The 12,476-nt window shown below is 46.5% G+C and carries 13 protein-coding genes; 7 read left to right on the top strand and 6 right to left on the bottom strand.

The genetic code is table 11. The features are described 5' to 3' along the window. The first annotated feature begins 167 nt into the window (after positions 1-167). A complete protein-coding gene (locus NDJ01_RS15490) occupies positions 168-686 on the top strand; it encodes an FxsA family protein (protein WP_005397539.1) in 519 nt (172 codons plus the stop codon). Between the two features lie 69 nt (positions 687-755). Here the strand turns inward: NDJ01_RS15490 and trmL are convergent, their stop codons facing one another. The 4 genes from trmL to NDJ01_RS15470 form a co-directional block, all read right to left on the bottom strand. Then, positions 756-1,235: a tRNA (uridine(34)/cytosine(34)/5-carboxymethylaminomethyluridine(34)-2'-O)-methyltransferase TrmL gene (trmL, locus tag NDJ01_RS15485; RefSeq protein ID WP_005382381.1), complete on the bottom strand. Its 480-nt coding sequence runs from the start codon at positions 1,233-1,235 to the stop codon at positions 756-758. A 136-nt stretch (positions 1,236-1,371) separates the two neighbouring features. After that, a complete protein-coding gene (locus tag NDJ01_RS15480; protein ID WP_258586942.1) occupies positions 1,372-1,980 on the bottom strand; it encodes a superoxide dismutase in 609 nt (202 codons plus the stop codon). A 176-nt stretch (positions 1,981-2,156) separates the two neighbouring features. Further along, positions 2,157-3,551: an envelope stress sensor histidine kinase CpxA gene (cpxA, locus tag NDJ01_RS15475; RefSeq protein WP_258586941.1), complete on the bottom strand. Its 1,395-nt coding sequence runs from the start codon at positions 3,549-3,551 to the stop codon at positions 2,157-2,159. After that, a complete protein-coding gene (locus tag NDJ01_RS15470) occupies positions 3,551-4,240 on the bottom strand; it encodes a response regulator (protein ID WP_005397534.1) in 690 nt (229 codons plus the stop codon). The genes cpxA and NDJ01_RS15470 overlap by 1 nt, the downstream gene beginning before the upstream one ends. A gap of 190 nt (positions 4,241-4,430) precedes the next feature. On the opposite strand from NDJ01_RS15470, the gene NDJ01_RS15465 reads away from it, so the two are divergent. From NDJ01_RS15465 to pfkA, 3 genes are all read left to right on the top strand, one after another. After that, on the top strand, positions 4,431-4,943 hold the full coding sequence (locus tag NDJ01_RS15465; protein WP_005397532.1) for a CpxP family protein: 513 nt from the start codon (positions 4,431-4,433) through the stop codon (positions 4,941-4,943). A 112-nt stretch (positions 4,944-5,055) separates the two neighbouring features. After that, positions 5,056-5,964 (top strand): CDF family cation-efflux transporter FieF, encoded by a 909-nt coding sequence (gene fieF / locus NDJ01_RS15460; RefSeq protein WP_005397530.1) that lies wholly within the window; start codon positions 5,056-5,058, stop codon positions 5,962-5,964. A 284-nt stretch (positions 5,965-6,248) separates the two neighbouring features. Beyond that, entirely contained in the window at positions 6,249-7,211 is a 963-nt protein-coding gene (gene pfkA / locus NDJ01_RS15455) for a 6-phosphofructokinase (protein ID WP_048626679.1), read from the top strand. Between the two features lie 94 nt (positions 7,212-7,305). Here the strand turns inward: pfkA and NDJ01_RS15450 are convergent, their stop codons facing one another. After that, the gene (locus NDJ01_RS15450) at positions 7,306-8,688 is read right to left on the bottom strand and encodes an MATE family efflux transporter (protein WP_104974720.1); all 1,383 of its coding nucleotides are present in this window, start codon (positions 8,686-8,688) and stop codon (positions 7,306-7,308) included. A 240-nt stretch (positions 8,689-8,928) separates the two neighbouring features. On the opposite strand from NDJ01_RS15450, the gene NDJ01_RS15445 reads away from it, so the two are divergent. From NDJ01_RS15445 to NDJ01_RS15435, 3 genes are all read left to right on the top strand, one after another. Further along, positions 8,929-9,219 carry a co-chaperone GroES gene (locus NDJ01_RS15445; RefSeq protein ID WP_005381516.1) on the top strand — a complete coding sequence of 97 codons (291 nt, stop codon included), beginning with the start codon at positions 8,929-8,931 and terminating at the stop codon, positions 9,217-9,219. A 77-nt stretch (positions 9,220-9,296) separates the two neighbouring features. Next, positions 9,297-10,943, top strand: coding sequence for a chaperonin GroEL (gene groL, locus NDJ01_RS15440; protein ID WP_005381509.1), 1,647 nt, complete (start codon positions 9,297-9,299; stop codon positions 10,941-10,943). Between the two features lie 316 nt (positions 10,944-11,259). Next, the gene (locus NDJ01_RS15435; protein WP_005395435.1) at positions 11,260-11,823 is read left to right on the top strand and encodes a VC2662 family protein; all 564 of its coding nucleotides are present in this window, start codon (positions 11,260-11,262) and stop codon (positions 11,821-11,823) included. A gap of 99 nt (positions 11,824-11,922) precedes the next feature. Here the strand turns inward: NDJ01_RS15435 and NDJ01_RS15430 are convergent, their stop codons facing one another. Then, positions 11,923-12,420: an MgtC/SapB family protein gene (locus tag NDJ01_RS15430; RefSeq protein ID WP_005395427.1), complete on the bottom strand. Its 498-nt coding sequence runs from the start codon at positions 12,418-12,420 to the stop codon at positions 11,923-11,925. Positions 12,421-12,476: the final 56 nt, after the last annotated feature.

Here is a 12,476-nt window from a genome sequence, read left to right as displayed (position 1 = left end):
AAATTAGCACTTTAAAAGCACGAAAAAATCGGTATGCAATTGAATGAAACACTCCACTACCACTTTTTCTGAGTAGGAAGAGACCAGTATGAACACGCTTTTTTACAACGATTCGTTTGAGCTTAGTCCGCTTTTACCATTACACTGAATTAAACAAAGGAGGGCGTGTGTTTCCTATCTTATTATTGGCATTTATTTTTGTCCCGATCATTGAAATCGGCTTATTTATTCAGGTGGGCGGCTTTTTAGGTTTGTGGCCGACTATCGCATTAGTATTAATCACGGCATTTGTCGGTGCATCGTTGGTGCGCAGCCAAGGCATCCAAACTCTGATGTCTGTGCAGGGGCGTCTGGAACAAGGTGAAATTCCAGCCCAGCAAATTTTTGAAGGCGTAATGCTAGCGGTGGCTGGCGTGCTGCTGTTAACACCGGGCTTTATGACCGATGCTCTTGGTATGCTGGTGTTGCTTCCTGCGCCACGCGCCGCGATTGCCAAATACTTGATGAGTAAAATGGTGGTGAAAACCATGCATGGTGGTGGCTTCCAAGGTGGTTTCTCTAACCAAGGGCCATTTGAGCAAGACCCGTTCCGCCGTGACCCATTTGATTCCCAGTCAGACGATGGCAATACCTTTGAAGGGGAATACGAGCGTAAAGACGATGATGATCGCAACAAGCTCAACTGATTGAGTCAGAGAGTAAAGAAAACAAAAGGGCGCACGAGCGCCCTTTTTTGTGTCTGAAAATCGTGGTGCTTACAACGCGCCTTCAAACCCCATTTGACGCCATGCTTCAAAAGCAATGATCGCAACGGCGTTCGAAAGGTTTAGGCTGCGCGCATCTGGCATCATTGGAATGCGGATACGCTGCTCCATTGGCAAACTATCGATGATTTCAGCAGGCAAGCCACGAGTTTCTGGACCAAACATCAATACGTCACCTGCTTGGTATTGTGCATCAACGTGGTGACCTGTGGTTTTGGTGGTGCAGGCAAACAATCGGTAGTTACCTTGTTTCTCTTTCTCTAAATATTCTAAGAATGCTTGATAGTTCTTATGACGCGTTACGCGAGCTAAATCATGGTAATCCAAACCAGCGCGGCGGACTTTCTTCTCTTCAAGATCGAAACCCAGAGGTTCAATTAAGTGAAGGTTTGCACCGCAGTTGGCACAAAGTCGAATGATGTTGCCGGTGTTCGGCGCGATTTCTGGTTCGTATAAAGCGATATCAAACATGGTATTGAAATAGAGTTGGTCAAATAGAGGGGCAGTATATACCCAAGTCAGCAAGATATGCGAGATTCAGCAAGATTGACCTGGGTATGAAAGCAGTCATTAGCGCGGACGCTAATACCGTAAGTATCGATGCTCTTTATAATAGAGCGTGAGCGTAATTTTCTTCAACCGCTCGCCAGTTGACGACGTTCCACCATGCGTCAATGTATTCTGGGCGACGGTTTTGGTAGCTGATGTAATACGCGTGCTCCCACACGTCTAATGCGAGGATTGGTTCGCCGCGTACATCCACTACGTCCATCAGAGGGTTGTCTTGATTGCTGGTGGACGTAATGTGAATCTCACCATCTTTTACGATCAACCATGCAAAGCCAGAACCAAAGGTATTAATCGCGGCTTGGGCAAACGCTTCTTTAAATTGCGCAAAGCTACCAAATTTATCGTTAATTGCCTGAGCAAGTGCGCCTTGAGGCTCACCGCCACCGTTTGGAGACATGCAATTCCAATAAATGATGTGGTTGTAGTAGCCGCCGCCATTATTACGCACTGTAGGGCTGAGCTTAGAGATATTGTCAAAGATCTCGTCTAGCGACTGAGTTTCGAGCTCGCTCCCTTCAACGGCACTTACGAACTTATCGAAATAAGTCTTGTGATGTTTGCTGTAGTGCACTTCCATGGTTTTCGCGTCGATGTACGGCTCTAGTGAATCGTACGGGTAAGGCAGAGCGGGAAATGTATGTGACATAGTAAATCCTCCTTAATTGGAAAATTTACTTTAATGCTAACGATAATTATTATCAACTTTGATCTTTGTAAGGGTATTCGAAGGCGTTCCCATCCAATTTCTAAAGTGAAGATGAAGCCGTGAATCTCTCACTCTAGAAATAGGGTGTGGCTTACTGTTAGCTCATCGGCTTGAAGTTAACGATTGATAGGTAAGGTGATACTCATACGCAATCCGCCTAACGGACTTCGACTGGCGACGATCGTTCCACTGTGCTGGCGGATGGCACTTTCGGTAATGGTTAGGCCGAGACCCGTGCCGCCGGAGTGGCGATCGCGGGCAGTCGAAACGCGATAAAACGGGCGAAAAATCGCGGCTAATTCTTCTTCTGGAACGCCCTCGCCATTGTCATCAACCGTGATATGCAGCGTATCATCATCGGCCTTGATGTCGATTTGCACCTCATCTTTCCCGTAATAAATGGCGTTACGAACGATGTTTTCCACCGCACTCATCAGCAATTTAGGATTGCCGGAGATACTTCGTTTTGGCAGTTCAGAATAGTGTAGGTGCTTGCCCATTTGCTCAGCTTCAAACTGCGCATCTTTTATGATCTCTTCCCACAAACTTTCTAGTGGCTGCGTTTCGCGAGTCATATGGCTGTTCGCCTGCATGCGAGACAGTTCAAGCAATTCGCTGATCATCTGTTCCAAGCGCTGCGCTTCGATATCGATACGAGTCAGTTCTGGGCTTTCACCCTGCTTACGCGTCGCTAATGCGCTCGCCATGCGCAGGCGAGTTAAAGGTGAGCGTAACTCGTGAGAGATGTCGGATAGCAGGCGTTGTTGTCCTGAAATCATCTGATTGACCGCCTCGACCATCTGGTTGAAGCTGCTGCCAGCCTGACGAAACTCTGCCGTGCCTTTTTCTAAATTTGGGTCTGTGACAAATTCGCCTTTCGCGACACGTTGAGCGGCGGCTTCAAGACGCCGCGCTGGCTGACTTAGTGCCCAAGCAAGCCATAACAGCAAGGGTGTACTAACCAGCATGACCGCGAGCAACAGCTGGAATGGGTGATCAAACAGACGCAAGAGTAGTGGTGGTGGCTCATTCCACTTGAAGCCTACATACATCAAGATATCGGAGCCAGCCAAAGTAATTGGGATTGGACCTGCAATCATGTATCGACCATACAGTTTCTGCTTTGGCTGGTTGTAATCTTCGATACTGGTGACAAAGTTTTGCATGGCACGCAATTGGAAGTTACTGCGTTTTTCTGTCGTAAGAACATTACCGCTGTAGTCAGAAAAAAATACGCGCGGACGAGGGTCATGCTTACCGTGACGGTTACCCTCGATACGAAATAGTATTCGTCCTAAATCAGTTTGCTGGCTGTATTTTTGTTGGATTGCGTCACGCGTTTCTACCATACGTTTATAGTGCTCTTTTGGAATGTCGCGAGCTTTGCGAGGGTCCAAATGTGGCAGTGATAGCACAGCTATCAACACCAATAACATAGTGAACCAAAAAATGGCAAAGATGCGTCCATACAAGCTATTGATGTTTGGCAGTTTGATGCGTGATAGGCGCATTAATCCTCCTCAAGCAGCATGTAGCCACGACCACGCAGGGTTTTGATTCGCGGCTTGCCATTGCTCTGATCTGGTAATTTTTTACGTAAGTTCGAAACATGCATATCGATCGCGCGATCAAAAGCGGCGAGTCGTTTACCAAGCACATCTAAGCTCAATGTTTCTTTAGTTAGCACTTGTCCTGGGTTTTGCACAAAGTGGGTCAACAGAGCAAACTCGGTTGCTGTGAGATCGAGCAACTGTTGATCGCAGTATGCTTCTTGTTTACCTGGGTAAAGACGGAGCTCTTGATACTCAATGCAATCGCTGTTTTTGGTGTTTTTCTGTGTGCTGCTGGTACGGCGTAAGATCGCACGGATACGTGCTAACAGTTCACGGTCACTAAAAGGTTTCGGTAAATAATCATCCGCGCCTAGCTCTAAGCCGATCACGCGGTCAATTTCTTCCCCTTTAGCGGTCAGCATCAAGACAGGGGTTTCCCAGTTTTCACGCAAGCGTTTAAGGGTTTCCATGCCATTTAGCTTCGGCATCATGACATCCAACAAAATCAAATCAATCTTATCATTGACCGCAGCTAAGCCTGCTTCGCCATCATTTGCTTCGCTGACGTCAAATCCTTCGAAACTGAGTACTTCTTTTAATAAGCTGGTTAGCTCGATATCGTCATCAATTAAAAGAATGTTTGCCATGGGGGCACCTATAGTAAGTTACCGATAGCTTAATATTACATTGGAATGATGTGCTGCGAAGAGGGTAAAAATCACTCTTTACGATTCTTTACGCTCCCTATACGTCGCTTTACCTAGTGGGTCGTATTCTATACTCAAGCGCTGTGAGAACAGCTCAGAAGAATCACTCACCTGTGTAAGGAATCAAATTATGAAATCTGCAAAAAAACTTGTGTTAGCTGCTGTTGTTCTACCTCTTACTCTCGGCGCAGCAAGCGCATTCGCTTACGGTGGAAAAAACCATCATCAAGGCCCGCGTGATGAATGTGGCATGGGAATGGACCGCGGCATTATGCGTGATTTGAATTTGACGGATGCTCAAAAAGATCAGCTTAAGTCTTTCCGTGAAGCAAACCGCGCACAGATGAAAGGCAAATATTCTGAAAATCGCGAAGCTCGTATGGCTGAGCGACAAGCACACCACGCAAAAATGCAGTCACTCTTACTAGCGGATAGTTTTGATGAAGCGCAAGCGACCGCATTAGCAAAAGAAATGGTTGAGCGCCAAACTGAGCACCGTGTGCAAATGCTAGAAAGAAAGCACCAAATGCTGAGCGTATTAACGCCAGAACAAAAAGCAGAGTTTGTGAAGTTGCAAAATGAACGCATGCAAGAGTGTGGCGACAGAATGCATAAGCGAATGGAAAAATACCGCAATAATTAAGTCATGAATTGATGTTATATAAAGAGGCAGCCATTGGTTGCCTCTTTTTTGATCTGGTTATTTCATGGGCATTCAATATACTCAACGTATGGTTTGAGTTAACTCTTTGATTATGAAACAGCAATATGCACGTTTAGTGACGACCGCAGCTTGGACTGCAACTATTGTGGCGACTCTTCTCTTGATTGTAAAAGTCATCACGTGGTGGGTAACCGGCTCAGTTAGCCTATTGGCATCACTTATCGACTCAATGTTGGATATCGCCGCGTCGGTGGTAAATCTCGTTGTTGTCCGTTATGCCTTACAACCAGCAGACCGCGAACATACGTTTGGGCATGGTAAAGCTGAGTCTTTAGCGGCCTTAGCTCAGGCTATGTTTATTTCGGGGTCGGCGGTATTTTTGATCCTGAACGGGATTGACCGATTTTTCCGTCCACACGCACTGCATGCGCCGGAGCTCGGTGTTTATGTATCGCTGTTTGCGATTGTGGTCACACTTGGCTTGGTGATGTTCCAAAAACATGTGGTACGCGTGACAGGGAGCCAAGCAATCGCGGCGGATTCTCTGCATTATCAGACTGATTTGTATATGAACGCTGCGATCATGGTGGCTCTGGGACTCAGCTACTTTGGCGTGACGCAAGCGGATGCGGTGTTTGCGATTGGCATTGGTGTCTTCATTCTTTACAGCGCCTTCAAAATGGTCAGCGAAGCGATTCAGACGTTATTAGACCGAAAGCTGCCGGATTCCGAATTGGAGCAAATCCGCAATGAATGTTTGAATGTGAAAGGGGTTCTTGGGGTTCATCAACTGCGTACCCGTATGTCAGGGCCGACACGCTTTATTCAGTTGCACTTGGAGCTAGACGATAACTTACGTTTAATCGAAGCGCACTATATTGCCGATAAAGTTGAGGAAAACCTTTTAGCTTTGTTTCCTGATGCGGATGTTTTGATCCATCAAGATCCATTGTCTGTCGTTTTTGGGCCAGAGAAAGAGCAAAAAGCGCAAGATTGGTAGGGCTCGAAAAATCAATAAGTGCCTGACGACAAACAGGCACTTATTGACTATCTTTCCATCAATACTTATTAAGATTCGTGATCCTGATGTGAATCAACAAAGTTTCATAGAGAAACTGTAATACTCTTACATAAGTAGAAAAGTTACATAAAAAAGTGCGTTTTCATTGGTAATCCTGTAGAGGAAATGTAACATAACGCACAGTTCTGGATTATGCAGGTTGCTTGGTAACAAGGGGCCTAAAAGAAAATTAAATAATTGATTGCCAAAGATCGAGGGTGAGCATGATTAAGAAGATCGGTGTTTTAACAAGTGGCGGTGACGCACCTGGTATGAACGCGGCGATACGCGGCGTAGTACGTACAGCACTATCCGAGGGATTGGAAGTATTCGGTGTGTACGACGGCTACCTAGGCCTATACGAAGGCCGCATCGAGAAGCTAGATCGTTCTAGCGTTTCAGATGTGATCAACAAAGGTGGTACGTTCCTAGGTTCTGCACGTTTCCCTGAATTTAAAGAAGTGGAAGTGCGTGAAAAAGCGATTGAGAACCTGAAAAAGCATGGTATCGATGCACTAGTCGTGATCGGTGGTGACGGTTCGTACATGGGTGCGAAGAAACTGACTGAAATGGGTTACCCATGTATCGGTCTACCAGGCACAATCGACAACGATATCGCTGGTACTGACTACACAGTGGGCTACCTAAGTGCACTAAACACAGTTATCGATGCGATCGACCGTCTACGTGATACTTCTTCATCTCACCAACGTATTTCAATTGTAGAAATCATGGGTCGTCACTGTGGTGACCTAACTCTGATGTCTGCAATCGCGGGTGGTTGTGAGTACATCATCACTCCAGAAACTGGTCTAGACAAAGACAAGCTGATCAGCAACATCCAAGACGGCATCGCAAAAGGTAAGAAACACGCAATCATCGCGTTGACTGAGCTAATGATGGATGCCAATGAACTGGCTCGTGACATCGAAGCGGCGACAGGTCGTGAAACTCGTGCAACAGTACTTGGTCACATCCAACGTGGTGGTCGTCCAACGGCATTTGACCGCGTTCTAGCATCTCGCATGGGTAACTACGCTGTTCACCTACTGCTTGAAGGTCATGGCGGTCGCTGTGTAGGTATCGTGAAAGAGCAACTTGTTCACCACGACATCATCGACGCGATCGAAAACATGAAGCGTCCAGTACGCAACGATCTATACAAAGTTGCTGAAGAACTGTTCTAAGCAAGTTTGAAATAGATAAAGAAAAACCGCGGCTTTCCGCGGTTTTTTTGTATTTGAGTATCAGCAAAAGGAAGCTGACGCATCGGACAAAATCTTACGAAGCGCTGCTCTGTTCAATGAGCGTCAATTTACGTTCGCGCAGTGCAAACATATAGCCAAGTAGGCCACCTAACGTATTCCCCACTGCGATACCTATAAACAAGCCTTCAATACTGTAAATTTGGCTTCCGATCCATGCTGATGGCAGGGTAAACACGAACAGACGCATAAAGCTCCATTGGAATGCTCGTAATGGTTTGTGCATCGCATTCAAACCACTGATTAACATCATCACAATGCCTTGAAAACCATAACTGAACGGCACCACAAGCAGGTAATGCCACAGCAGATTTTTTACCGCTTCTTCCTGCGAGAATAACGCCGCTAGAGGAATACTCAATGGCACCATCATCAAGAAGATAAACCCTTGGAACACGACCGCAAAACGCATGCTGATAAATAAGCCGGAAAAGGCACGTTGAGGGTTTTTCGCCCCTAAGTTTTGTGCCATGAATGGCGTGAGTGCTGAGGTCAGAGACATCAAGACTAGGATCAAAATAGACTCAATACGCTGCGCCGCACCGTAAGCCGCAACCGCTGCCGTACCGTGGCTGGATAAGAGCATCATCAAAATTGCGCCCGACAGTGGATTCATCGCGTTCGACAGTGCGGCAGGAGTGCCGATTTTTAACGTTTGCTGCCAATCTTGTTTCAGCAAGGACCATTGGGGTTGAGCGAGCAACTTTTCGCGTTTAACTAGCACATAGAATGAGCCACATAGTGCACCTAACCAGCTAAAAGCACTGGCTATTGCCGCCCCTTGGATGCCAAGCTCGGGGAATGGGCCAAGTCCGAAGATCAGTAGTGGATCGAGCATGCCGTTAATCAAGCCCGCCAACATCATGATTTTGGCAGGTGTTTTTGTATCCCCAGATGCTCGTATCGCGCTATTGCCCGCCATTGGGATCACCAACAATGGAATGGTGAGATACCACACCTGCATGTACTCTTCGATGAGTGGAATTAGGTCGTCGGCTGCGCCAAGAAAGCGGAACAGTGGTGCAATAGTGGCAAAGCCAATCGAAGAGGCGATAGCCACGAGTAACACCGCTAACAACAAACCGTGAGTGGTAAACCGAGCGGCTTGTGGGGCGTGACCTTGTCCAAGTAAGCGACCAATATTGGTCGATAGACCCATCCCTATTCCCATCGTGATGCAGTTAACCGCAAAGGTTACAGGGAAGGTATAGCTGATCGCCGCTAGCGCTTGAGTACCAAGCAACGAGATAAAAAACGTGTCCACCAAGTTAAACATCAAAATCGCGATCATGCCCATGGTCATGGGGACGGTCATTTTCCGCAGCGTTTCAGGAATGGGTGCGGTCAACAAACCATGCTTATCGGTCGCTTGGGGTTCCAGCTTGTTATTTTCCTGCATGTATGACAACTATGTGGTGAGCAAACTGCAAGGATACAAGAAAGCGAGATGCTGGGCGAGTGAGCATTTCGAACGCAAACCGTTGCTTAGTTGTTCGTTATTTTAACTAAGTCACAAAAATTTTGTGCCACCCCCTTGGGATCGCTGCTTCGACCCCTTATATAGGGATCACGTGTCTGGGGCTACAGTCCCTAAGGACAATTATCAAATAAACATGGAAATTTTCAGGAGAGACGACCGATGAACATTCGTCCATTACATGACCGAGTTATCGTTGAACGTAAAGAAGTTGAATCTAAGTCTGCTGGTGGCATCGTTCTCACTGGTTCTGCTGCAGAAAAATCAACTCGCGGTGTTGTTCTAGCTGTGGGTAAAGGCCGCATCCTAGAAAACGGCACAGTACTGCCGCTGGACGTTAAAGTTGGTGATACTGTTATCTTCGCTGAAGGTTACGGTACAAAAACTGAAAAAATCGACGGTAAAGAAGTGCTTGTCATGTCTGAAAACGACATCATGGCGATCGTTGAATAATAGCAATCATTGAGTAATTTTTTGCTCAGATTCAATTACGAAATTACACACAAAGAATTTTAGAAAGGAAATCAAAGATGGCTGCTAAAGACGTTAAATTTGGTAATGACGCACGAGTTAAAATGCTAGAAGGTGTAAACGTTCTGGCTGACGCAGTAAAAGTAACACTGGGTCCTAAAGGACGTAATGTCGTTCTAGACAAATCTTTTGGTGCACCGACTATCACGAAAGATGGTGTATCAGTAGCGCGTGAAATTGAACTGGAAGATAAATTCCAGAACATGGGCGCACAAATGGTTAAAGAAGTTGCGTCTAAAGCAAACGACGCGGCAGGTGACGGTACAACAACAGCAACAGTACTAGCACAATCTATCGTAAACGAAGGTCTAAAAGCAGTCGCAGCGGGTATGAACCCAATGGACCTTAAGCGTGGTATCGACAAAGCAGTAGCTGCAGCAGTAGAGCAACTAAAAGAGCTTTCTGTTGAATGTAACGACACGAAAGCGATCGCACAGGTTGGTACTATCTCTGCAAACTCAGACGCAAGCGTAGGTAACATCATTGCTGAAGCAATGGAGCGTGTGGGCCGTGATGGCGTTATCACTGTTGAAGAAGGTCAGGCGCTACAAGATGAGCTAGACGTAGTTGAAGGTATGCAGTTCGACCGCGGTTACCTATCTCCTTACTTCATCAACAACCAAGAGTCAGGCAGTGTTGATCTAGAAAACCCATTCATCTTGCTAGTTGATAAGAAGATCTCAAACATTCGTGAACTTCTTCCAACGCTAGAAGCTGTAGCGAAAGCGTCTCGTCCACTGCTTATCATCGCAGAAGATGTAGAAGGCGAAGCGCTAGCAACATTGGTTGTCAACAACATGCGTGGCATCGTGAAAGTTGCAGCGGTGAAAGCACCTGGCTTCGGTGACCGTCGTAAAGCAATGCTACAAGACATCGCTATCCTAACAGGCGGCACTGTGATTTCTGAAGAAATCGGTCTAGAGCTTGAAAAAGTAGCACTAGAAGATCTAGGTCAAGCGAAGCGTGTTTCTATCACGAAAGAAAACACGACTATCATCGATGGTATCGGTGAAGAAGAGATGATCTCTGGTCGCGTAGCTCAAATTCGTCAACAAATCGAAGACGCAACCTCAGATTACGACAAAGAGAAACTACAAGAGCGCGTAGCGAAACTGGCTGGCGGTGTTGCAGTAATCAAAGTTGGTGCAGCAACTGAAGTTGAAATGAAAGAGAAGAAAGACCGTGTAGAAGATGCGCTAGCCGCAACTCGTGCAGCGGTTGAAGAAGGTGTTGTTGCTGGTGGTGGTGTTGCACTTATCCGCGCGGCATCTAAGATTGCTCACCTAACGGGTGACAACGAAGAGCAAAACGTTGGTATCCGCGTTGCACTACGTGCAATGGAAGCGCCAATCCGTCAAATCACGAAGAACGCAGGTGAGGAAGACTCAGTGGTTGCGAACAACGTGAAAGCGGGTGAAGGCTCTTACGGTTACAACGCGGCAACAGGCGAATACGGCGACATGCTAGAGATGGGTATTCTAGACCCAACGAAAGTAACTCGTTCTGCGCTACAGTTCGCAGCATCGGTTGCGGGTCTGATGATCACGACTGAAGCAATGGTTACTGACCTACCGCAAAAAGACGCACCAGCGATGCCTGACATGGGCGGCATGGGTGGCATGGGCGGTATGGGTGGCATGATGTAAGCCAGCTTATCTCTTTGCTCTAAGGGAATCCTTATAGCGGAAAGATAACCGACCAAACCTTTAAAAGTCGAGGCATTTGCCTCGACTTTTTTATGCGCGTTATCCGAGAAATATAGCATTCTGGTGTGGCTTCGATTGTGAGAGGCGAGTTCAAGAAATGTCAGTGGAAAAACATGAAAATAGAAGCGATAAAATTTTTTCTTTTGAGTCAGATGGTTAAATCTGACCTACCGCTAACACTTTTTGAACGTGGATAGCGCAAAATCTGAACATTACACTATGTTGTAAATTGTTGCTTCCCATCATGGAGATGAAAATGAAAAAGCTTATGACGTCATTGGCGGTTGCAGCCGCTATCGCATCACCAGTTGCTCTTGCTGACAGTACACCTGTGATGTTCTCTACTATCGACAACACAAACGCACCTTCTAACTCGTCAGTTGGTGGTGTTCGTTTAGCCGTGTTGCATGGACAGGTGAATGAGGTTAAAGGTGTCGACTTTTCACTGCTTGGTATGTCAGAAACGGATCGTACGACAGGAGTGAACTTCGGTCTGTTTTTTGGTGCAGCAAAAGTAAATCAAGAAATGAAAGGCGCGTCTTTAGGCTTAGTTAACTGGAACCAAGGTCAGACGACGGGTGTTAACTTGGGTGCTGTCAACATTACGAACAATGTAAAAGGCTTGAACTGGAGCGCGGTGAACTATTCTGAAGGCTACACCATGGCGGATGTGGGCTTGGCGAGTATCTCTAAAAAGTCTAACTTCCAGTTTGGTTTTTTCAACATGACCGATCAAATTGATGGCGTACAAATTGGTCTTTTGAACTGTGCGGATAACGGTTTCTTCAAGTGTTTCCCACTCATCAACTTCGCTAAATAATCCCTGAGCAAGTCAGAATCTTTAGATACCGAAAGCCCTCGATATTCGTCGAGGGCTTTTTAATTACTGATGGGGGGAAGCGAGTTATCGGCGCGTTAACTATTTAATTAAGCGGGATGAGGTTTTGCGTTGTTGAATTCTTTGGTGAACCCCTCGGCGCAATGCTTTGATGTGGTTTTCTGCTTTATCCACGCCCAGCAACACCGTTAAAGCCAGTAGGGTAATGACCACCGACTGCGTTAAATAACCCAAACCGATCATCAACCCTAATCCTGCCAGTACCCAAATAACCGCTGCGGATGTTACGCCGTGGATTTTTCCATCGAGTGTCATCATCACCCCTGCACCTAAGAAGCCGACGCCAGTAATAATCTGACCAAGCACGCGTGCTTGATCGAGTGTATTTGGCGATAACGATACTGCCATCGACATAAACAGGTAAGTGCCTGAAATAATAAGAATTGCCGTGCGAATGCCAACAGGTTTACCACGAGTTTGGCGTTCGATACCGATCATTAGCCCATTAATGGCACAGCATAGTAGGGCAGGCCAGCTGAATGGGCCAAGATCGAAAATTTGTTCGAGTGCTGTATGCATCTTGACCTCCAAAAGAGCGGAGTATGCATAGACTTACCGTGCAAAGCGAACAAAAA

The sequence above is a fragment of the Vibrio sp. HS-50-1 genome, assembly GCF_024747315.1.
GTDB classification, from domain to species: domain Bacteria; phylum Pseudomonadota; class Gammaproteobacteria; order Enterobacterales; family Vibrionaceae; genus Vibrio; species Vibrio diabolicus.
Note: the sequence above shows the minus strand (reverse complement) of the source record. Positions and strands in the feature narration are given on the sequence as shown.